A 21,017-nucleotide genomic window follows, 5' to 3' on the forward strand; every position below is an offset into this window, starting at 1 on the left:
GTGATCAGCCCTCGTCGGTCTCGTCGACGACCCAGTCCGGATCGCGCGCGGTGAGATCGCGCGAGAAGGTCCAGACGTCGCGGGTCTCGATCGCATCGTCGAGCGAGCCTGCCACCACGGCGCCGCTGGCATCACGGGTGACCGAGGCGACATCGGCGACGAAGCTGACGGTGATGCGGGCCCGCGGCGCGGTGTAGCTCGCATCGACGATACGCGCTTCCTCGATGCGGATCAGCTTTGCCGTGATTGCCTCGCCAGCAGCAGCGCGCGCGTCGATGGCTTCGGCAAAGCCGGCATAGACGTCGCTGTCGCACAGCTGCGAAAGGTCTTCCTTGTCGCCGCGCCAGAAGGCCTCAAGCACCATGCCATAGGCACCGCGCGCGCCGGCCAGGAACTGGCCGACATCGAACCGGCGGTCCGCGCCAATGATCGCCCGTACGCCGGCTTCGGCGCGGGAATCGAGTTGGCTATCCTGCGGCAGAGGCAGCGCGCGGGGAGCAGTCGCGGTCTTTTCGGGCAGACGCGGCGGCAGGCTGCGCGGCGTGCTGGCGGGATCGGGCTGCTCTACCCGGCGACGCAGTGGCTCCTCGTTCTGTTCGGGCCGGCGGCCGAGCACGGCATAGAGTCGCAGGCCCAGGAATGCTGCGATCATCGCGAGAATCACAATTTCAACAATCACAAGGCCACATCCTGCTCAATCGGGCGGCATCGGGGCTGCGGTGTCCCGGTCGCTGCCAAGTCATCATCGTGCCCTATGTGGTTACGAAATACAAATGAACAACGCGTGGATGGCACCCGGTTTGGGTTCCGGAGACGGATTTTCGCCTGCCTATTGGTGCACTGCCCGCCACCGGGGCCCGGCCGCACTGCTACGCAAGCGCGATTGCCCCATTCCCCGGCAGATGCTAGGCGCGCGCCAATCCGAACCGACCCGTTCCAACCCATCCGCATGAAAGCACCATCATGGCCGAAGAAGGCGATATCATCACCCCGCTCGATCTCGATGCAGCCCCTGGCGCAGACGGCCCTGCCCCCAACGGCGAGGATACCAGCCCCGCGATCGGCCTGATCTCGCAATACATCAAGGATCTCTCGGTCGAGAACCCCAACGCGCCGGAGAGCTTCAGCTGGGCCGAAGCGCCCGAGGTCTCGGTCGATTTCAACATCGGCGCGCGCCCGGTCGGGCCCGATCTCCACGAGATCGAAATGAAGATCACCGCCACCTCGCGCGCGCCGCAAGGTATCGTGATGGCGATCGAGCTGGTCTACGGCGCGCTGATCGGCATGCGCAATGTGACCGAAGACATGGCGCACCCGTTCCTCTTCGCCGAAGGTCCGCGCCTCGTGTTCCCGTTTGCCCGCCGCATCATCGCCGACGCCTCGCGCGATGCCGGCTTTGCGCCGCTGCTGCTCGAACCGATCGATTTCAACGGCCTCTACCTTGCCCAGCTGCAGCAGCAACAGGCCGAGCAGCTGGCCGCCGGCACGGCCGGGCAGGCCTGATCCGGGGCACGGTCATGGCATTCCGCGCCATGAAGCCGCGGCCATGAACCTTTTGAAGGCGACCGGCACGATTGGCGGGCTCACGCTCGCCAGCCGTGTTCTGGGCCTGGTGCGCGACAGCCTGTTCGCCCGCTATGTCGGGGCAGGCTTTGCGTCCGATGCGTTCCTCGTCGCCTTCCGCCTGCCCAACATGTTCCGCGCCCTCTTTGCCGAGGGCGCGTTCGCCTCGGCCTTCATTCCGATGTTCAACCGCAAGGTGGGCGATCCCGAAGGGCAGGGCTTGCCCGACGGGCTCGATTTCGCCGAGCGCGCGCTTGCCGTGCTGCTGCCGGTGCTGATCGTGATGACAGTGCTGCTCGAGGTCTTGGCCTGGCCCGTCACGCTGGTTCTGTCAGGCCAGTTCAACGGCGTCAGCGCCGATCAGTTCGCCTTCGCGGTCTCGCTCTCGCGCATGACGATCCCCTATCTCATGCTCATCAGCCTCGTTTCGCTGTGCGGGGGCATCCTCAATTCGCTCCACAAGTTCTGGGTCAACGCGGCCGCGCCGATCCTGCTGAACCTGACGCTGATCGCGGCCCTGCTGCTGTTCCATTCGGCTGATCCGATGGTCACCGCGCGCAATCAGGCCATCGGCGTTTCGGTTTCGGGCGCGCTCCAGCTCGCGTGGCTGGTCTGGGCCTGCCGCCGCGCCGGGGTCAGCCTGCGCCTGCGCCTGCCGCGCCTCGATGCCGACGTGAAGCGGCTGATGGCGCTGATCTGGCCTGCCGCTGCCGGGGCCGGTGCCGTGCAGATCAACCTCGTCATTTCCACCGCACTCGCGGCCTCGCTCCTCGCGCATGGCTCGGTGACCTACATCTACATGGCGGACCGGCTGAACCAGCTCCCGCTGGGCCTCATCGGCATCGGGCTTGGCACGGTGCTGCTGCCCACGATCTCGCGCCAGCTCGGCGGTGGGGATGAAGCGGCCGCGATGGAGACCCAGAACCGCGGGCTCGAACTCGCCCTGTTGCTTACGCTTCCCGCCACCGTTGCGCTCGTGCTCTGCGGCGAACCCATCGCGGCCGCACTGTTCGGCTATGGGCGCTTCACGCCGCAGGACGCGCACTTCACCGCGCAGGCGCTCGCCGCCTTTTCGATCGGCCTGCCCAGCTACATCCTCGTGAAAGTGCTCACGCCGGGCTATTATGCGCGGCAGGATACCGTCACCCCGGTGCGCTATGCCACGATCTCGATGGGGGTGAACCTTGTCCTCAATCTGGCGCTGATCCTGCCGCTGCAGCATGCCGGGCCGCCGCTCGCGACGGCCATTGCCTCCACCGTCAACGTGGCGATGCTCTACCGCACCCTCGTGGCGCGCGGGCAGTTCACCACCGATGCGCGCCTGCGCCGCCGCGTCCCCCGCCTTGCGCTTGCCGCGCTGGCCATGGGCGCCGTGCTCTGGGCCGGGCAGGGCCTTCTCATGCCCTATGTCCACGGCACGTGGCTCGTACGCTTCCTGACGCTCGCGGTGCTGGTCTCGGCGGGCGGGCTCGTCTATGGGCTTGCCGCCATCCTGCTTGGCGCCTTCTCGAAGGCCGATCTTCAGCTTCTCCTGCGCCGCAAGCGCGCCCCATCAGAGTGAACCCGTCCATGCGTATCGTCTCGGGCATCCAGCCCACCGGCAATCTCCATCTCGGCAACTATCTGGGCGCGATCCGGAACTGGGTGGCGATGCAGGACGAATGGACCGCGCAGGGGCACGAATGCCTCTATTTCCTCGCCGATCTCCACGCGATCTCGATGCCGCACGATCCTGCCGCGCTGACGGCGGGCACGCGCGAGATGGTCGCCGCGCTGGTGGCTTGCGGGATCGATCCCAACCGGTCGATCCTGTTCAACCAGACGCAGGTTCCCGCCCATGCGGAGCTGCAATGGCTGCTCACCGGCACCGCCCGCATGGGCTGGCTGAATCGGATGACGCAGTGGAAGGACAAGGCCGGCAAGAACCGCGAAGGCGCCTCTGTCGCGCTGTTCACCTATCCGGTGCTGCAGGCGGCGGACGTGCTGCTCTATCAGGCGACACACGTGCCGGTGGGCGAGGACCAGAAGCAGCACCTCGAACTTGCGCGCGATATCGCACAGAAGTTCAACAATGATTTCGCTTCCGAGGATGCCCCCGTCTTCACCCAGCCCGAGGCGATCATCCCGCCCGAAGCCGCCCGCATCATGAGCCTGCGCGACGGATCGGCAAAGATGTCGAAGTCCGATCCTTCCGACATGAGCCGGATCAACCTGACCGACGATGCCGACGCGATCATGCAGAAGGTGCGCAAGGCCAAGACCGATCCCGAGCCGCTGCCGGGTGAGCTGGATGGCCTCAAGGAACGGCCCGAGGCGGCGAACCTCGTCGGCATCTATGCGGCGATGGCCGGAATCTGCCAGGCCGATGTGCTCGCGCAATTCGGCGGGCAGGGCTTCGGCGCGTTCAAGCCGGCGCTGGGCGAACTGCTGGTGGAAAAGCTCGCCCCGATCACCGCGCGCTACCGCGACCTGCGCAGCGATACCGCCGCGCTCGATGCCATTCTCGCCGATGGCGCGGCGCGCGCCCGCACGCTTGCCGCACCGACCCTGGCACGCGCCTATGCCGCGCTGGGGCTGCTCAGGGGGTAGTCCCCTCTTCCCGTGTGAGCGGTGTGCTGCGGGGGTGTAACAAATTGCATCAGATTGGCCCTTTTGTGCTGAAATCGCCCGCAATTGCGGGGTTTCTGCTCCATCGTTCAACGGCCATTCAGCACCTGACGCGCAACCCATTCCCATGCTACCAATGCGCCGGTGCTGGCTGACAGGGGAGCCGGACCCGCACCTAGGAGTCGCCGGATATGAACTTTGATCCCATGCGCAATCGCTTCGCCATGCTGGCAGCACCGCTGCTGCTTACACTCGGCGCGTGCGCTGCCCCCTTCAATGCCAACGTCTCGCGCTTCCAGGCCGAATTGCCGGCGCCGGCTGGCCAGAGCTTCGCGATTGTCCCGCAGGACCCGCGCAACGCCGGCGGCCTCGAATTCTCGCAGTACGCCAGCCTCGTCGCCGCCCAGCTGCAGAAGGTGGGCTATGTGCCCGCCACCAGCCCGCAGGCGGCCGATCTTGTCGTCCAGTTCGACTACGGCGTCGACAAGGGGCGTGACAAGCTGCGCACCACCGGCTTCGGCGATCCCTACTGGGGCGGCTGGTACGGTCCGGGCTGGGGCCCGGGCTATGGTGGCTGGGGTCCGGGCTGGGGTGGCTTCGGCCGCCGCGGCTTCGGCGGCCCCTGGGGCTACGGCTTCTACGATCCGTTTTTCTATAACGGCTACAACAACGTCGATGTCGTGACCGTCTACACCAGCGGCATCGATATGAAGATCGACCGCCGCGCAGATGGCAAACGCCTGTTCGAAGGCAAGGCCGAGGCGGCTTCCACCTCGAACCGCCTGCCCTATCTCGTGCCCAATCTGGTCGAGGCGATGTTCACCGGCTTCCCCGGCCACAGCGGCGAGACGGTCAAGATCTCGATCGCGCCTGAAAAGAAGAAGAAGGGCTGATTGCCCGCAGCGGTGGGGTTCAGCCGGGCAGGGCCGCCAGCCCGCCGGTTGAGCCAAACCCGCCTTCTCCGCGCGCGGTCTCGTCCAGCGATTCGACTTCCAGCCAGCTTGCCCGCGTTACTGGCGCAAGCACGAGCTGCGCCACGCGGTCGCCCCGGCGGATGGAGAACGTCTCCGCGCCGAGATTGATCATGATGACCTTGAGCTCGCCGCGATAGTCGCTGTCGATGGTCCCAGGCGTGTTGGGCACCGTCACCCCGTGCTTCAGCGCCAGCCCCGAACGCGGGCGCACCTGGATCTCGAAGCCTTCGGGAATCGCCATGGCAAGGCCCGTCGCCACCGCATGGCGCGCACCAGGTGCAAGATCGACATCCTCCGCCGAGACAACATCCATCCCCGCCGCGCCCGCCGTCGCGTAAGCGGGCAGGGGCAGGTCCTCGTTGCCCGGCAGGCGCTTGACCATCACGGGCACGGGTTCAGCTGAGTGCATCGGCAATCCTCTCGACCAGCGCGGCAGCGACCGCGTCCTTGGGCATTTCGGGCAGGCTCTCCACCCCCTCCGCGCGCACGATGTGCACTGCATTGAGGTGGCCCCCCATGACATCGCCCGAAACGTCGTTCGCCACGATCCAGTCCGCACCCTTGCGGGCGAGCTTGGCCTTGGCGTGCGTGACCACGTTCTCGGTTTCTGCGGCAAAGCCCACCAGCAGGCGCGGGCGTTCGGGGGACGCGCCCAGCCGCGCCAGAATATCCGGGTTCTCGGTCAGGTGCAGCGGCGGCACCGCGCCCGAACCATCTTTCTTGAGCTTCTGGCCGGCCTCAGTCGCAACCCGCCAGTCTGCCACTGCGGCCACCATCACCGCGACATCGGCGGGCAGCGCGGCAGCGACAGCTGCGGCCATTTCGCGCGCGCTTTCCACATCGACGCGCGTCACGCCCGGCGGTGTCGGCAAGGTTACCGGCCCCGCGACCAGCGTGACCCGCGCGCCCATCCGCGCCGCCGCCGCTGCAATCGCGAAGCCCTGCTTCCCACTGGAGCGGTTGGCGATATAGCGCACCGGATCAATCGGTTCGTGCGTTGGCCCTGCCGTCACCAGCATGTGCTTGCCGGCCAGCGCCCCGGTCGGCCCGCCGCCCAGCTTCGCGGCAATCGCCGCAAGGATCGCAGGCGGTTCGGGCAAGCGCCCTGGGCCGAATTCGCCGCAGGCCATGGGCCCCGCATCGGGCTCGATCACGTCGATCCCGTCGGCGCGCAAAGTCGTGACGTTGCGGCGGGTCGCGGGATGCTCCCACATCCGCACGTTCATCGCCGGCACGGCGAGCACCGGCTTGTCGGTCGCCAGCAGCAGCGTCGTTGCCAGATCATCTGCGATCCCTGCCGCCATCTTCGCCATGAGATCCGCCGTTGCCGGGCAGACCACCACGAGATCGGCATTCCGCGAAAGCTGGATGTGGCCCATCCTGGCCTCGGCATCGAGGTCCCACAGCGTGGTGTGGACCTCGTTTTCGCTCAGCGCGGCGAGCGTCATCGGGGTCACGAACTGCGCCCCGCTCTTCGTCAGCACGCAGGTGACCGCGCCGCCCTCGCGCCGGATCAGGCGCACGAGTTCGCTGGCCTTGTAGGCCGCGATGCCGCCGCCGATGATGAGGAGGATGCGCTTGCCGAGCATGGCCGCGCTTGTGCAATGGCGCGTGTCCTTGCGCAATCGTTTTGCTGCACTGCCCTTGCGTCCGCACGTCCACTGGCCCACGCTGGAACAAACACAAGGAACCCCGAGCGATGCGCCTGATCCTGACTGCTCTGATCTTCCTCGTCGGGATGTTCGACCTCTCGATGGCGGGCTCCTTCCTGCTTACCCCGCAATCCACCGCGTCGGGCGCGGTCTTCGGCGTTGCCCCCATCGGCACCGCCGGCCTCTCGACCATTCGCGGCGACATGACGTCGTTCTTCGGCGTCGGCGCGGTGTGCATGATGTGGGGGGCGTGGCGGCGCAATGCGGATTTGCTGCTCGTCCCTGCGCTGCTCTTCGGCACCACGCTGTTCGGCCGTGCGGTCAATCTGGCCGTGGTTGGTGCCTATCCCGGCTGGCCGATGCCGATGGCGGTCGAGGCCGGACATGTCGTTCTGGCGCTCGCGGCGTGGCGCCTGCTGCCGCACCACAAGATCGCCGAGATCGCGGGTTAGGCCGGGGCAGTACGTCCCGCCCGGCCTTTGCCCGCCAGCTTCAGCACCAGCTTCTGCGCCGGCCGCTCGAACCAGCGGTGCGAGGCAAAGCCTGCCAGCACGCTGAGGCCGACAAAGAACAGCAGGAACGCGGGCTGCCGGGCGATCCCGCGCGAACCCAGCATGCCATCGATCAACAGCACCAGCGCGAGCTGGAGCGGGAAGTGCCAGAGGTAGACCCCGTAGGACGCATCGCCGAGGTGCCGCGCCGCCGCCAGCTTGTCATTCCGGTCCGCCGTGTCGATCGCCAGCACGGCCAGCAGCGCCGCAAACGTGCCCAGCAGCGTTGCCGCATCGCCCCAGTGCCAATGGAGCCCCAGCCACAGCGCCGCCCCGGTAAGCAGCCCCGCGAGCGCCGCGAGCACGCCCGCGCGCAGCCCGCCCTTCAGCGCCGCGCCATAGACCGCCGCGCCGCCGAAGAAGTACCCGATGCAGGTGAACACGGGGCCGTCCGGCGCCTTCAGGAAAAACAGCGCGAGCGCCATCACCGCCGCCGTCAGCGCCAGCACGGTAGGCGATTTGCGCAGGCCCGGCAGCAGCAGCCAGAACGCCGCATAGGCCAGGATCTCGGTCGAGAGCGACCACGATGGCCCGTTGAACGATTGGTCCGCCTGCCAGCCCCAGTAATGCGCGAGCCCCAGGCTCAGCAGGAAATGCTTCAGGTCCTGATGGTGGTAGATGAATTCGGTGCCGTTCACCCCGCTGTAGGCCGCCTGCAGCACGGCCACGAGCACCAGCGTCAGCAGGTGCAGCGGCCACAGCCGCGCCACCCGTGCCAGCCAGAACCGCCCGCGCGCGCCTGCGTCCGCAAGGTACACATGCGCGAAGACAAAGCCCGAAACCGCCCAGAAATACTGCACCGCGACGTGGCCATAGTCGAACAGCCACCACAGCTCGGGATAGAGCGGCGAGACCTTGGGCCGGTTCACATGGAACTGGTAGTCCACCGGGGGCACGAAGAAATGCTGGTAGTGCCAGAAGAGCACCGCGCAGGCCGCCAGCAGGCGCGAGAGGTCGAGCGCGTTGAAGTGCCGCTTGGGCAAGCGCAGGCCGGGCAGGGGAGGGGACTTCGCCACATCAGCCCCACGGGCCAAGCAGGATCACCCCGGCGCTCGCAGCTGCGCCGATCACGGCGGCAGCACCATAGCCCAGCCACTTGAGCCCGCGGCCATCCCCGATCAGTGCGATCGGCGGCAGCGGCGGATCCTCCGGCGCGCCGCCCTTGGGCGGGAAGCGTTCCTCCACGCGGCGCACCAGATCGGGCAGGCCGAGCAGCGTCTTCACGTTGGCGCGGATGCGCTCGGCAATCGCGGCTTCTGGCCCCAGCTCGTCGCGGATCCACTCGCGCACATAGGGCGCGGCGACTTCCCACATGTTGATCGAAGGGTCGAGCTGGGTGGCGATGCCTTCGACCATCACCATCGTCTTCTGCAGCAACAGCAGGTGCGGCTGGGTCTGCATGTCGAAATCGCGGGTGATCGCAAACAGCCCGTCGAGCATCTGGCCGACCGATAGCTCACTCACCGGCTTGCCGCGCATCGGTTCGCCCACCGCGCGCAGGGCCGTCGCGAACTCGTCGACTGAATGATAGCTCGGCACGTATTGCGCCTCGAAATGGATTTCGGCGACGCGGGTGTAGTTGCCCGTGGTCAGGCCATAGAGGATTTCCGCCAGCCATTGCCGTGCGCGCCGGTCGATCCGGCCCATGATACCGAAGTCGATCGCGGTGATCGTGCCGTCGGCTTCGATGAACAGGTTGCCCTGGTGCATGTCCGCATGAAAAAACCCGCCGCTGATCGCCTGATTGAGGAAAGCGAGCACCAGCCGGCTCGCAAGCGCCTTACGATCATGGCCGGCAGCATCGATCGCCGCGTTGTCGCTGATCTTGATGCCGTCGATCCAGTCGAGCGTCATCACCCGGCCGTTGGTGCGGTCCCAGTCGATCGAGGGCACACGGTAGCCGGGAAAGGCATGCATCTGCTCGGCAAGTTCCGAGGCCGAGGCCGCCTCGCGGCGCAAGTCCAGCTCGCGCAAGGTCCAGCGCTTGAAGTTGGCGATCACCATGCGCGGCCTGAGGCGCGAGGCCTCGCCGCCGAACGATTCGAGATGCGCCGCCGCCCATTCGTATGTCGCGATATCGGCGGCGAACTTCTCGCGCACGCCGGGGCGCAGCACTTTCACCGCCACCTTGCGCCCGTCGGTCGTCACCGCGCGGTGGACCTGCGCCACCGAAGCCGCGCCCACGGGTTCTTCCTCGAACGCGCGGAACAGCGCTTCCAGCGGACGTTCGAACGTCGATTCGATCTCGTGCCGAATCTGCGAGAACGCTACCGGAGGCAGCTTGTCCTGCAGCTTGAGGAGGTTTTCCGCCGGCCCCGGTCCGACCAGATCGGGCCGTGTCGCCAGCGTCTGCCCCAGCTTGATTGCTGCCGGGCCAATCGCGCGAAAGGCCCCGGCGTAGTCCCGCTCGCGCCCCTTGCCGGTCAGCGAAATCCAGCGCGCGACCTTGACCAGCCGGCGCACCGGTGCGGGGGTATTTGCATCGTTCTCGATGCCGATCAGCGCGCCATGCCGGGCAAGCGTGATGCCCCAGCCCAGCAGGCGGCGGATATGGGTGATGTGCCGAGCCAAGATGTGGGCCTTAGATCTTCCAGCCCGAATGGATGGCCACGGCCCCGCCCAGGATCGGCTCGACCTTGGTGTGGCGGAAGCCGGCGCTGCGGATCATCCCCTCGAACTCGCGCATCTTGGGGAAGCGGCGGATCGATTCGATCAGGTAACGGTACGATTCCGAATCGCCTGCAATCATCTGCCCCAGCTGCGGCACGATCCGGTGCGAATAGAAATCATAGACTTCGGCAAATCCCGGCCATTCGGTCGTCGAGAATTCGAGGACGAAGAACCGCCCGCCGGGCTTCAGTACGCGGTGCGCCTCGGCCAGGGCCTTGTCGATCCGCGTCACGTTGCGGATGCCGAAGGCAATCGTATAGGCGTTGAATTCCCGGTCGCCGAAGGTCAGTTCCTCGGCGTTCTGGCGCGACCACGCCAGCCCCTGAATGCCCTGCTTTTCCGCGCGCTCGATGCCCACATCGAGCATGTCTTGGTTGATGTCCGAAACCGTGATCGCCGCACCATGCCGCGCCATGCGGAAGGCGATGTCGCCGGTGCCGCCCGCCATGTCGAGGATCGTTTCGCCCTCGCGCGGCTTTACCCGGCGCACGAAGCGGTCTTTCCAGAGCCGGTGCATCCCCGCCGACATGGCATCGTTCATCCGGTCGTAGCTCTTGGCGACGGAGGAAAATACCGCGCCCACGCGCTCGGTCTTTTCCTCGGGGGTTACCTCCTCATAGCCGAAGGAGACGGTTTCGGGCTCGCCAGCGGTTGCGTCAGTCATACTTCGCGCCTTTACGGGGGAATTGCCGCAACCGCAAAGCCTGTTAGGGGCAATCGTATCATGCCCGAACTGCCAGAGGTAGAAACCACCGTCCGCGGCCTTGCCCATGTCCTTGATGGACAGGTTATCGCACGTATCGAGACCCGCCGCGCAGACCTGCGCCGCCCGTTTCCGCCTCAATTGGTGCAGGCACTCACTGGCGCGCGCGTCACGGGCCTCTCGCGGCGTGCGAAGTACGGCCTCATCCACGTCGATCGCGGGCAGACCATGGTCTTCCACCTTGGCATGAGCGGGCGCTGGCGAATCGATCCGGACGCAATCGGCAAGCACGACCATCTCGTGCTCGAAACGGGCGCGGGGCGAACGCTCGCGCTCAACGATGCCCGCCGCTTCGGCTCGGTCGATCTGGTTGATACCGATGCACTGGAGGCATGGCCGCAATTCGCAGCGATGGGTCCGGAACCACTGGGCCCCGGGCTGACCCCCGGCCACCTCGCCAAGGCCTTCGATGGCCGGTTTGCCGCCGTGAAGCTGCTCCTTCTGGATCAGCAGATCGTGGCGGGTCTCGGCAACATCTACGTCTGCGAGGCGCTCCACCGGGCGAAGATCCACCCCGAGCGCGAGGCGGGCAAGGTCAGCCGCGCTGCGCTGACCCGTCTGGTGCCGGAAATCCGCGCGGTGCTCGAAGAAGCGATTCGCGCCGGCGGCTCCACCTTGCGCGATTATGTGCGCCCTGATGGGGAACTCGGCTATTTCGCCAAGGACTGGCGCGTCTACGGGCGCGAAGGCGATCCCTGCGCTTGCGGTAGGCCGGTGAACCGGATCGTGCAGGGCGGGCGCTCCACCTTCTTCTGCGCGCGCTGCCAGAAATAGCAGGAAGGGAAATCGGCCTCTTGCGCGCCGTCGCTGGGCTGGCCAATCTCTCCGCAAAAGGGAGAGAACGCACATGAAGACCCGCATCACCGAATTGTTCGGTATCGAGCACCCGATCATCCAGGGCGGCATGCACTATGTCGGCTTTGCCGAAATGGCCGCCGCCGTCTCGAACGCGGGCGGGCTCGGCATCATCACCGGCCTCACGCAGAAGACCGCTGCCGATCTCGCCAACGAAATCGCGCGCTGCAAGGACATGACCGACAAGCCCTTCGGCGTGAATCTCACCTTCCTGCCCACGGTCAACTCGCCCGATTATCCGGGCTACATCCGTACGATCATCGAAGGCGGGGTGAAGATCGTCGAAACCGCGGGCAACAACCCCGCGCCGTTCTTGCCCTATTTCAAGGACGCCGGGATCAAGGTGATCCACAAGTGCACCTCGGTGCGCCACAGCGTGAAGGCGCAGAACGTCGGCTGCGATGCGATCTCTGTCGATGGCTTCGAATGCGGCGGCCACCCGGGTGAGGACGATATCCCGAACTTCATCCTGCTTCCCCGTGCGGCCGAAGAGCTCACGATTCCCTTTGTCGCCTCGGGCGGCATGGCCGATGGCCGCAGCCTCGTCGCCGCGCTGGCGCTGGGCGCGGAAGGCATCAACATGGGCACGCGCTTCATCGCCACCAAGGAAGCGCCGGTGCATGAAAAGGTGAAGCAGGCGCTTGTTGCCGCATCGGAACTCGACACACGCCTTGTCATGCGCCCGCTGCGAAATACAGAGCGCGTGCTGACCAATGCTGCGGTCGAACGCCTGCTCGAAAAGGAACGCCGCCTTGGGCCGGACATCAAGTTCGAAGACATCATCGAGGAAGTCGCGGGCGTCTACCCGCGCATCATGATGGACGGGGAAATGGAAGCTGGCGCGTGGAGCTGCGGCATGGTCGCCGGCCTGATCCACGATATCCCGACCTGCAAGGAGCTGATCGACCGGATCATGGCGCAGGCGAACAGCATCATCCGCGAGCGACTGGCGGGGATGGTCTGACACGAAAAAGCCCTCTCCCCGCCGAGGGGAGAGGGCTTTTTCGTCCCGCTGTCCGGCAGCCTCAAGCCGCCAGTGTCAGGTCCTCGAACCGGCCAAGGTGGAAGTCCGCCGAGCCGAACTGGTTCTCGATCATCGTGCCGCGCTTGAAGTAATGGCCGATGGCGAGCTCGACGGTGATGCCGATGCCACCGTGGGTCTGGATCGCGTTCTGCCCCACGAAATTGATCGAGCGCGCGACTTTGGCCTTGGCGAGGCTCACCGCCGCCTTGCGCTCGGCCGCCGGCAGATCGAGCTTGAGCGTGCCCATCAGCGCCATCGAGGCGATCTGTTCCATTTCGACGAACATGTCGGCCATGCGGTGCTGCAGCACCTGGAACTTGCCGATCGGCTGGCCGAACTGCTTGCGCTGCTTGATGTAGTCAAGCGTGCCCTCGTGCAGCTTGCGGCTCACTCCGCAGGCCTCGCCGCAGATTGCCATGGTGGCTTCGTCGGCCAGCAGCTCGATGAGGTCGATCCCGCCGGGGACATGCGCGTCACCCGGAATCGCCACGTTCTCGAAGTAGATTTCGCTGGCCTGGAAGCCGTCGACGGTGGGGTAATCCCGCCGCACAATGCCGGGCAGGCTGGCGTCGATCAGGAACAGCTCCACGCCATCGCGCTCCCGCACGGACCCGCCGGTGCGCGCCGTCACCAGAAGATGCGTCGCCCACGGCGCGGCATAGACCACCGCCTTATGGCCAGAGAGCACATAGCCCGCGCCGTCCGCCTTGGCGGTGGTACGGATGTTGGCGAGGTCATAGCGGCCCTGCGGTTCGGCATAGGCGAAGGCGAGCACGGCATTGCCCGCGATGATCTCGGGGATCACGGCATCGGCCATGGCGGCCGGCGCACGCTTCATCGCGCCGCCGCCGATGACGACGGTCTGGAGGTAAGGCTCGATCGCGATGACCTTGCCCAGCTCTTCCATCATGATCATGTTCTCGAGCGCGCCGCCGCCAAGGCCGCCATGCTCTTCGGCGAAGGGCGCGCCCAGAATGCCGAGCTCGGTCGCCAGCGCGCGCCAGATGCCCGGATCGCGGCCTTCGGGGCGCAGCAGCATCTTCTTGCGCGTCTCGAAATCATAGGTGTCGGCCAGAAAGCGCGCGAGCGTGTCACGCAGCATGTCCTGCGTTTCGGTGTAGCTGAAATCCATTGTCCTCAAGTCCCGCTTCAGGGCCGCCGCGTCGTTATCCCCGCGCGGCGGCCTCCCTTTTCACTCAGAGCCCCAGCACCATCTTGGCGATGATATTGCGCTGGATCTCGTTCGAACCGCCGTAGATCGTTGTCTTGCGGGTGTTGAAATAGGTCGGTGCGGCGCGGTGCGCGTAGTCCGGCCCGATCGGGTGCTCGTTATCGCCATCGCCAAAACCACGGAAATAGGGCGCGCCATAGTGGCCGACCGCTTCCAGCGTCAGCTCGGTCAGCCGCTGCTGGATTTCCGAACCCTTGATCTTGAGCAGGCTCGATTCCGGCCCCGGGCCCTTGCCGGCACTTTCGCCTGCAAGGCTGCGCAGCTCGGTGAACTCAAGGGCAGTCAGGTCCATCTCCAGTTCGGCGATCTTGCGCTTGAAGAAGGCGTTGGCGATCAGCGGCTTGTCGCCATCCATCTCGGCCCGCGCGATGGTTTTCACCTTTTCGATGCCGCGCTTCGAGGCTGCCACGCCCGCGATCCCGGTGCGCTCGTGCGCCAGCAGGAACTTGGCGCAGGTCCAGCCCTTGTTCTCTTCATAGACGCGGTTCTCGACCGGTACGCGCACATCTTCCAGCCAGACTTCGTTGACTTCGTGCTCACCGCCCAGCGTGATGATCGGGCGCACGGTGATGCCCGGCGTCTTCATGTCGATCAGCAGGAACGAGATACCCTCCTGCTGCTTGGCATCGGGATCGGTGCGGACGAGGAAGAAGCCCCAGTCGGCATGCTGCGCCATCGTCGTCCAGGTCTTCTGGCCGTTGACGACATAATGGTCACCATCACGCACTGCCTTGGTGCGCAGCGAGGCAAGGTCGCTGCCCGAACCCGGCTCCGAATAGCCCTGGCACCACCAGTCCTCGCCCGAAAGGATGCGGGGGAGGTACTTGGCCTTCTGCTCTGCCGTGCCGAAGGTGTAGATCACCGGGCCGACCATCGAGAGGCCGAAGGGCATCAGGCGGATGCAGTCCGCGCGCGCGGTTTCTTCCGACCAGATGTAGCGCTGCGTCGCGGTCCAGCCGGTGCCGCCGTATTCCACCGGCCATGCGGGGGCGACCCAGCCCTTCTTCGCCAGCACCTTGTGCCAGGAGAGGAAGTCTTCCTTCGAAAGCTCGTCGCCCTCGTCCTGCTTGCCGCGCAGTTCAGCCGGATAGTTCTCGGCGATGAACGTACGCACTTCCTGCTGGAAGGCGAGGTCCTCGGGGCTGAAATCAAGATGCATGGTGCTCTCCCTTTTCAGTTCAGGGGCTTGGCTGCCCGTGATGTGGCGGGACTCGGGCGCGCGCGAGGCGGAACCGGTCTGCTCACCCCTCCATCCTTCCACTTTACGTAAACGTCAAGAGGCGCATTGTGCCGCTCCACCGTGTGCACTTCCCCCCTTCACCTGCCATCCCCTGCCAGTGGCTGCGGCCCAGGGCACTGCGGCCAGAAAGCCACGGTCCTGCCTTGAGGGGCAAGGATCGATTCAATCGCTTGCATTTCTGCTTGCAGTTCACCGCGGGTTTTGCCAGAGCAGCAGGACGTAAGCGGGTCGGTCTATCGATTCGCGGCGTCCGCACGCACAAAAGTGCTCGCAACCGGGGAGGAAGACCTGTGAAGCCATCCGTAATTCAATCGTGTGCATCCGTCCTTGCGCTGGCCGTCGCCGGCCTCGCGGCGCCCGTGCATGCGCAGTCCGCCGCGCCTGCCGCCGCTGCCGCAACCGACGCGCCGGCCGATACGCTGAGCGAAATCGTCGTTACCGCCTCGACCGGCACCAAGAGCAAGCTCGACAGCTCGGTCTCGATCTCGTCGGTCGATGCCGCGATCATCAACAACTTCCGCCCGATGTCGGAAGGCGATCTGCTTCGCCTGCTGCCGGGTCTTCAGCCCAACGTTTCGGGCCCTGGCGGTAACGGCAACTTCGCCGTGCGCGGTCTGCCTGTCGCCACCGGCGGTGCCACCTTCGTCCAGCTGCAGGAAGATGGCCTGCCCACCGTCCTGTTCGGTGATATCCAGTTCGGCAACAACGACTACTGGACCAAGTCGAGCCCGATCGACGCGCGCGTCGATGCGATCCGCGGCGGCACTGCCGCGACGCTCGCCAGCCAGGCTCCGGGCGCGGTGATCAACTACATCAGCAAGACCGATCGCAGCGAAGGCGGCTACATCCAGGTCGAGCGCAACCTGAGCTACGACTACACCCGCGCCAGCTTCCGTTTCTCGGCCGGCATCGACGACAAGACCCACCTCAACATCGGCGGCTACTACGGTGCCGGGGATGGTCCGTGGCACTCGGGCTACAACCTGTCGAAGTCGTACCTGATCAAGGGCAACGTGACCCGCGAATTCGATGACAACCGCGGCTTCTTCCGCCTCTATTTCAAGGCGCAGGACACGCAGGAGCCCAACACACAGGGCGGCATCGCCTGCGGCAATCTCAGCGGCGGCAAGGTTTCCGGCCTCTCGGCCTGCCCGGGCTTCGATCCGCGCCGCGCGTCGAACTTCTCGGTCTACAACACCAACATCAACTACGTCGATTTCGACAGCCGCGGTCTTGCCAGCACGCCGCTCAACGGCATCACGACCAAGGCCCAGTCGCTTCAGGCGCAGCTGCACTACAAGTTCGACAACGGCATCACCGTCGACAACAACGCCCGCTACACCAGCATGAGCGGCGGGTTCTCGTCTAACTTCCTGAGCGTTGCTCCGCTCTCGGGCCTGATCGGTTCGACCAAGAACGGCAAGACCGTGGCCCGTGCGGTCTACGGCGCCGGTCCGGACAAGGGCAAGGATGTCGCCGAAGCGTTCTACAACAACAACGTCTCGGTCTACACCCGGATCCGCGATGTCGGCAGCTTCGTCAACGACGCCAAGCTCAACTGGCAGGGTGATCTTGGTGCGGTGAAGGCCAACCTGACCGCCGGCTGGTTCTACATGAACCAGAAGATCGCCATGGATTGGCATCCGAACCAGTTCAACGCTTCGCTGACTCCGGCTGCTGCTCCGATCGATCTGCTCGATTCCGCCGGCAACCTGCTCAGCGCGAACGGTTTCACCGGCTACAACAACAACTGGGGCGGCTGCTGCGCCCGCACCTACGACTACACGTTCACCGACAACGCGCCCTACGCTGACTTCATCTTCGACGTGGGCAAGTTCGAGCTCGACGCCTCGGTCCGTCACGACATCAACAAGGGTTCGGGTTCGGGCATCAACGCCAATCCCGTCACCGGCGATGCCGTCACCAACTTCATCACCACCAACGCGGTGAACCCTGTGACCGGCGCATCGCAGTCGGTGACCCTGCCGTACTACCTGCCCGATGGTGCGCGCGAGAACATCAACTACACCAAGCAGACCACCTCTTGGTCGGTCGGTGCCAGCTTCAAGCCGGCGGACAACCTCAACCTGTTCGTCCGCGCCTCGAAGGGTGTCCGCGCCAACGCCGATCGTCTGACGTTCAACGGCTACTTCAACGCCAACGGCACGCTCAACGACAAGGGCAACGCTGCGGTCTCGAACAACGTCTATCAGTATGAAATCGGCCTGAAGAACCGCGGCGACATCGGCGGCGCGCGCTACACGGTCGAACTGACGGCGTATCACAGCCACTTCAACATCACGACCTACGAGCTCAGCCAGACGATCTGCCCGATCGTCACCGGCAGCCCGACGACCTTCACCTGCATCGTCTCGGACAAGTACAAGACGACCGGCGCGGAGTTCTACGGCACGCTCAGCGCGGGCGGCTTCAGCCTCCTTGCGAACATGACCTACAACAAGTCGAAGAAGCAGCCCTCGGCTCCGGGGTCGGTGTTCTCGCGGTCGAACAACATTCCCGACCTCTCGTACACCTTCGCTGCCAACTACGACTTCAGCGACTTGGTCTCGCTCGGCGCCAACATCACCGGCGTGACCAGCACGCTGGATGGTGCTGGCAACGAGTGGCCGGGTGGCAGCGTGGTCGGCGCGAACATCAAGGTTCGCCCGCTCAAGAACCTGGAGTTGGGCCTCAATGCCTACAACCTGTTCGACAAGCTGACCCCGCTCGGGCCGGCCGGCACGGACTTCAACGCGGGTGGCGGCAAGTTCGTCGGCGGCATTTCGCCGGTGCTCGGCCGCAACATCAACGCTTCGGTCCGCTTCAGCTTCTGACCGCTGAAGCCTGCCCGAAAGGGTGAGGTGACTGACAAATGGGGTGGGCGCGGCAAGAGTTCCGCACCCACCCCTTTTTGCGTAAGGAATGGCCCATGCCGGCAAACGGCAGGGCGCAGCGGAAGGGAATGCTCTGGTGAACGAAGGCGATCGTCGGATCCGTTCGGTGCTCGTGGTTGGCGGCGGTTCGGCCGGCTGGATGTCGGCGGCCATGCTTGCCACGATGCTCAAGCGCGACTGCAGGATCACGCTCGTCGAATCCGACGAGATCGGCATCGTCGGAGTGGGCGAGGCGACCATTCCCCCCATCCGCCTGTTCAACGAAACACTCGGCATCAGCGAGGCGGATTTCATCCGCGAGACGCGCGGCACCTTCAAGCTGGGTATCGAATTCGTCGACTGGGGTTCGGTCGGCAGTCGCTATTTCCACCCGTTCGGCCCCCACGGCCGCAATTTCGATATGGTGCCGCTGCACCAGTACTGGCTGAAGACGCGCGAGGAGCCGGGCGCCTTCCCGCTCGACGAGCTGTCGATGGCCTGGCAGATCGCGCGCGCCGGCCGCATGGCCCGGCCCGTGCCCGATCAGCGCTCGCTGCTGTCCACCTTCGATTATGCCTATCACTTCGACGCCTCGCTCTATGCGGCGTTCCTGCGCCGCCATGCCGAGGCGCGCGGCGTCACCCGCGTCGAAGGCAAGATCGGCGACGTCACGCTGAACGGCGAGACCGGCATCGTCGAAAGCGTCACCCTCGAAGACGGCCGCACGCTGGAGGCTGATCTCTTCATCGACTGCTCGGGCCTGCGCGCGCTGCTCATCGAAGGCGCGCTGAAGACCGGGTTCGAAGACTGGAGCCACTGGCTCCCCTGTGACCGCGCCGTCGCCATGCCCTGCGCCAATGCTGGACCGCCCACGCCCTATACCCGCTCCACCGCGCGCGAGGCCGGCTGGCAGTGGCGCATCCCGCTCCAGCACCGCATCGGCAACGGATACGTCTATTCCAGCCCGTTCCTCGAGGACGACAAGGCTGCGGAGCTTCTCACCTCGCGTCTCGATGGTGAAGCGCTCGGCGACCCTCGCTTCGTGCGCTTCCGCACCGGGCGGCGCAAGCTCCACTGGAACCGCAATGTCGTCGCCGTCGGCCTTTCCAGCGGCTTCCTCGAGCCCCTCGAATCGACCTCGATCCACCTCATCCAGGCCAATATCTCCAAGCTCATCGGCCTGTTCCCGGACCGGGATTTCGATCCCGCCACGATCGATGAATTCAACCGCATCGCCCATGCCGAGACCGACCGCATCCGCGATTTTCTGATCCTGCACTACAAGCTCACGCAACGGCAGGACCACGAACTGTGGCGCTACGTCTCGTCGATGGACGTGCCTGATACGCTCGCACTCAAGCTGGAGCATTTCCGCCGCCACGGCCGCCTCATCGCGCGCGAGATGGACCTGTTTGCGCCCGCTTCGTGGCTGGCGGTGCACATTGGCCAGCACAACTATCCCGAAGGGCTCGATCCCCTCATCGCCCACCGCGGGATCGACGCGCGTGATTACCTCGCCAAGCTGCGAGCGGGCATGGCGGCCGAAGCAGCGAAGCTGCCCAGCCACGAGGCCTATATCGCCGGCCTGATCGGCGCCCCCGCGGCGGCCTGAGGCGCATGGCGGACCCCTTCGATGCCGAACTGTGGCGCGACAAGGCACGGGGTCTTCGCGCGGCGCAGGATATGCTCCGCGCGGATAGTGCTATCCAGGAAGCGGCGCGCCTTGCCCCGTCCGATCCGCTCACCGCCTTCCTGCGCGCCCAATCGGCCTACGAGCTCGGCCATCCTGCTGCCGCCCTCTTCGCCGAGGCGGTCCGGCTCTGGCCGGAAAACCCCGATGTCCTGCGCAACCACGCGCTCGCGCTCGCCGCGGAAGGCCGGCAGGTCGAAGCGGAAGCCGTGCTGGCGCGCGCGCTGGCGGCGCGGCCCGATTGGCTTGATGGCCAGCGCGTGCTTGCCAGCCTGCGCTACAGCCACGGCGATGCGGAGAGCTACGATGCGGGCTTTGCCGAGGCGGTCCGCGCGCAGCCGCGCCATCAGGGGCTCTGGCTCGGCTGGTTCACCTTGCGCGCGCAGCAGCGCGATTGGCCCGCCGCGCTGCGCATCCTCGATGAGGCTGCCCACCACCTTGGCGAGACCCGCCAGCTTGCCGTCGCCCGGGCTTTCCTTGCCAGCGAGAGCGGCGATCTGGCCGAGGCGCAGGCGCAGCTTGCGGCGCTGACCGGCGCTGACGACGCGTTTCTCGTCCTCTGCCGCATCCGCACAGCTCTGCGTGCAGGCCAGCCGGAACGCGCCCGCGATCTGGCCCTGCCGCTCACGGGCACTCACCTTGCCGGGCAGGTCTGGCCCTATCTCTCGACCGCTTGGCGGCTGCTTGCCGATCCCCTGGCGGCATGGCTCGACGGGGATCCCGTGCTTCACGGCGTGCTTGATCCCGGCCTCTCCGCGGCGGAACTCGGCGAACTCGCCATGCTTCTGCGCCAGCTGCATACGGCATCGCTGCCCTATGCCGAACAGTCGGTGCGCCATGGTACCCAGACCGACCGCTCCATCCTGCTACGCCATGAACCGCTTCTGGGCAGCGTCCGCACCCGGCTGATGGAGGCGCTGCGCGATCATGTCGCTGCCCTGCCGCTGCCCGATCCGCGCGGCCCCATGCCCCATCCAACCCTCGGACGCCCGCGTGGCGGCTTGCAGATCTCGGGCAGCTGGTCGGTGCGCCTTGGCGCTGGAGGCTTCAACGTCACGCACAGCCACCCGGTCGGCTGGCTCTCGGCGGTGCTCTATGTCGCGCTGCCCGGGGATCCCGGCCCGGCTCCGGCTGGGGCGCTCCAGCTCGGCGCGCCGCCGCCTGAGCTCGGTGTCAGCCTCCCGCCCTATGCGGTCATACCCCCGCGCACGGGCCAGCTTGTGGTCTTCCCCTCGATCCTGTGGCATGGCACCTATCCGTTCGCAGCGGGAGAACGGCTCAACATCGCCTTCGATGTGGTTCCCACCTCCGCCTGAGGACACCG

At 66.0% G+C, this 21,017-nt stretch carries 18 protein-coding genes; 10 read left to right on the forward strand and 8 right to left on the reverse strand.

Annotation, left to right across the window (positions count from 1 at the left end; all coding sequences use genetic code 11):
* Nucleotides 1-4 precede the first annotated feature (4 nt).
* Nucleotides 5-679, reverse strand: a complete 675-nt coding sequence (locus AQZ52_RS04780; RefSeq protein WP_067906857.1) for a Tim44/TimA family putative adaptor protein — start codon at nt 677-679, stop codon at nt 5-7.
* A 284-nt stretch (nt 680-963) separates the two neighbouring features.
* Between AQZ52_RS04780 and secB the strand changes: the two genes are divergently transcribed.
* From secB to AQZ52_RS04800, 4 genes are all read left to right on the forward strand, one after another.
* Nucleotides 964-1,503, forward strand: coding sequence for a protein-export chaperone SecB (gene secB, locus AQZ52_RS04785; RefSeq protein ID WP_067906859.1), 540 nt, complete (start codon nt 964-966; stop codon nt 1,501-1,503).
* Between the two features lie 43 nt (nt 1,504-1,546).
* The gene (murJ, locus tag AQZ52_RS04790) at nt 1,547-3,124 is read left to right on the forward strand and encodes a murein biosynthesis integral membrane protein MurJ (protein WP_067906861.1); all 1,578 of its coding nucleotides are present in this window, start codon (nt 1,547-1,549) and stop codon (nt 3,122-3,124) included.
* Nucleotides 3,125-3,132: 8 nt separating this feature from the next.
* Nucleotides 3,133-4,152 carry a tryptophan--tRNA ligase gene (trpS, locus tag AQZ52_RS04795; RefSeq protein WP_067906863.1) on the forward strand — a complete coding sequence of 340 codons (1,020 nt, stop codon included), beginning with the start codon at nt 3,133-3,135 and terminating at the stop codon, nt 4,150-4,152.
* A gap of 209 nt (nt 4,153-4,361) precedes the next feature.
* Complete coding sequence (locus tag AQZ52_RS04800; RefSeq protein WP_067906865.1) at nt 4,362-5,063, forward strand: DUF4136 domain-containing protein; 702 nt, start codon at nt 4,362-4,364, stop codon at nt 5,061-5,063.
* A 19-nt stretch (nt 5,064-5,082) separates the two neighbouring features.
* Here the strand turns inward: AQZ52_RS04800 and dut are convergent, their stop codons facing one another.
* Nucleotides 5,083-5,553, reverse strand: a complete 471-nt coding sequence (gene dut, locus AQZ52_RS04805) for a dUTP diphosphatase (protein WP_067906867.1) — start codon at nt 5,551-5,553, stop codon at nt 5,083-5,085.
* A complete protein-coding gene (coaBC, locus tag AQZ52_RS04810) occupies nt 5,540-6,733 on the reverse strand; it encodes a bifunctional phosphopantothenoylcysteine decarboxylase/phosphopantothenate--cysteine ligase CoaBC (protein ID WP_067909456.1) in 1,194 nt (397 codons plus the stop codon). The genes dut and coaBC overlap by 14 nt, the downstream gene beginning before the upstream one ends.
* 110 nt (nt 6,734-6,843) lie before the next feature.
* Between coaBC and AQZ52_RS04815 the strand changes: the two genes are divergently transcribed.
* Nucleotides 6,844-7,248 (forward strand): hypothetical protein, encoded by a 405-nt coding sequence (locus AQZ52_RS04815; protein WP_067906869.1) that lies wholly within the window; start codon nt 6,844-6,846, stop codon nt 7,246-7,248.
* Here the strand turns inward: AQZ52_RS04815 and AQZ52_RS04820 are convergent.
* From AQZ52_RS04820 to ubiE, 3 genes are read right to left on the reverse strand one after another with little or no spacing between them, the layout of a single operon-like run.
* Nucleotides 7,245-8,363 (reverse strand): acyltransferase family protein, encoded by a 1,119-nt coding sequence (locus AQZ52_RS04820; RefSeq protein WP_067906871.1) that lies wholly within the window; start codon nt 8,361-8,363, stop codon nt 7,245-7,247. The two genes, AQZ52_RS04815 and AQZ52_RS04820, sit on opposite strands and share 4 nt — an antisense overlap.
* Nucleotide 8,364: 1 nt before the next feature.
* The gene (gene ubiB, locus AQZ52_RS04825) at nt 8,365-9,918 is read right to left on the reverse strand and encodes a 2-polyprenylphenol 6-hydroxylase (RefSeq protein ID WP_067906873.1); all 1,554 of its coding nucleotides are present in this window, start codon (nt 9,916-9,918) and stop codon (nt 8,365-8,367) included.
* A 10-nt stretch (nt 9,919-9,928) separates the two neighbouring features.
* Entirely contained in the window at nt 9,929-10,681 is a 753-nt protein-coding gene (gene ubiE / locus AQZ52_RS04830) for a bifunctional demethylmenaquinone methyltransferase/2-methoxy-6-polyprenyl-1,4-benzoquinol methylase UbiE (RefSeq protein ID WP_067906875.1), read from the reverse strand.
* Between the two features lie 60 nt (nt 10,682-10,741).
* Between ubiE and mutM the strand changes: the two genes are divergently transcribed.
* Both mutM and AQZ52_RS04840 read left to right on the forward strand, forming a co-directional pair.
* On the forward strand, nt 10,742-11,554 hold the full coding sequence (mutM, locus tag AQZ52_RS04835; protein WP_067906877.1) for a bifunctional DNA-formamidopyrimidine glycosylase/DNA-(apurinic or apyrimidinic site) lyase: 813 nt from the start codon (nt 10,742-10,744) through the stop codon (nt 11,552-11,554).
* A gap of 73 nt (nt 11,555-11,627) precedes the next feature.
* Nucleotides 11,628-12,599, forward strand: a complete 972-nt coding sequence (locus tag AQZ52_RS04840) for an NAD(P)H-dependent flavin oxidoreductase (protein WP_067906878.1) — start codon at nt 11,628-11,630, stop codon at nt 12,597-12,599.
* Between the two features lie 61 nt (nt 12,600-12,660).
* Here the strand turns inward: AQZ52_RS04840 and AQZ52_RS04845 are convergent, their stop codons facing one another.
* Entirely contained in the window at nt 12,661-13,791 is a 1,131-nt protein-coding gene (locus AQZ52_RS04845) for an acyl-CoA dehydrogenase family protein (RefSeq protein ID WP_067906880.1), read from the reverse strand.
* 64 nt (nt 13,792-13,855) lie between these two features.
* A complete protein-coding gene (locus tag AQZ52_RS04850) occupies nt 13,856-15,049 on the reverse strand; it encodes an acyl-CoA dehydrogenase family protein (protein WP_067906882.1) in 1,194 nt (397 codons plus the stop codon).
* A gap of 371 nt (nt 15,050-15,420) precedes the next feature.
* On the opposite strand from AQZ52_RS04850, the gene AQZ52_RS04855 reads away from it, so the two are divergent.
* From AQZ52_RS04855 to AQZ52_RS04865, 3 genes are all read left to right on the forward strand, one after another.
* Nucleotides 15,421-17,964 carry a TonB-dependent receptor domain-containing protein gene (locus tag AQZ52_RS04855; protein WP_067906884.1) on the forward strand — a complete coding sequence of 848 codons (2,544 nt, stop codon included), beginning with the start codon at nt 15,421-15,423 and terminating at the stop codon, nt 17,962-17,964.
* Between the two features lie 199 nt (nt 17,965-18,163).
* Nucleotides 18,164-19,615, forward strand: coding sequence for a tryptophan halogenase family protein (locus AQZ52_RS04860; RefSeq protein WP_240481535.1), 1,452 nt, complete (start codon nt 18,164-18,166; stop codon nt 19,613-19,615).
* A 5-nt stretch (nt 19,616-19,620) separates the two neighbouring features.
* Nucleotides 19,621-21,009, forward strand: coding sequence for a putative 2OG-Fe(II) oxygenase (locus tag AQZ52_RS04865; RefSeq protein WP_067906888.1), 1,389 nt, complete (start codon nt 19,621-19,623; stop codon nt 21,007-21,009).
* Nucleotides 21,010-21,017 lie beyond the last annotated feature (8 nt).

Origin of the sequence: Novosphingobium fuchskuhlense, assembly GCF_001519075.1 — a bacterium.
In the GTDB taxonomy this organism is placed as follows: Bacteria; Pseudomonadota; Alphaproteobacteria; order Sphingomonadales; family Sphingomonadaceae; genus Novosphingobium; species Novosphingobium fuchskuhlense.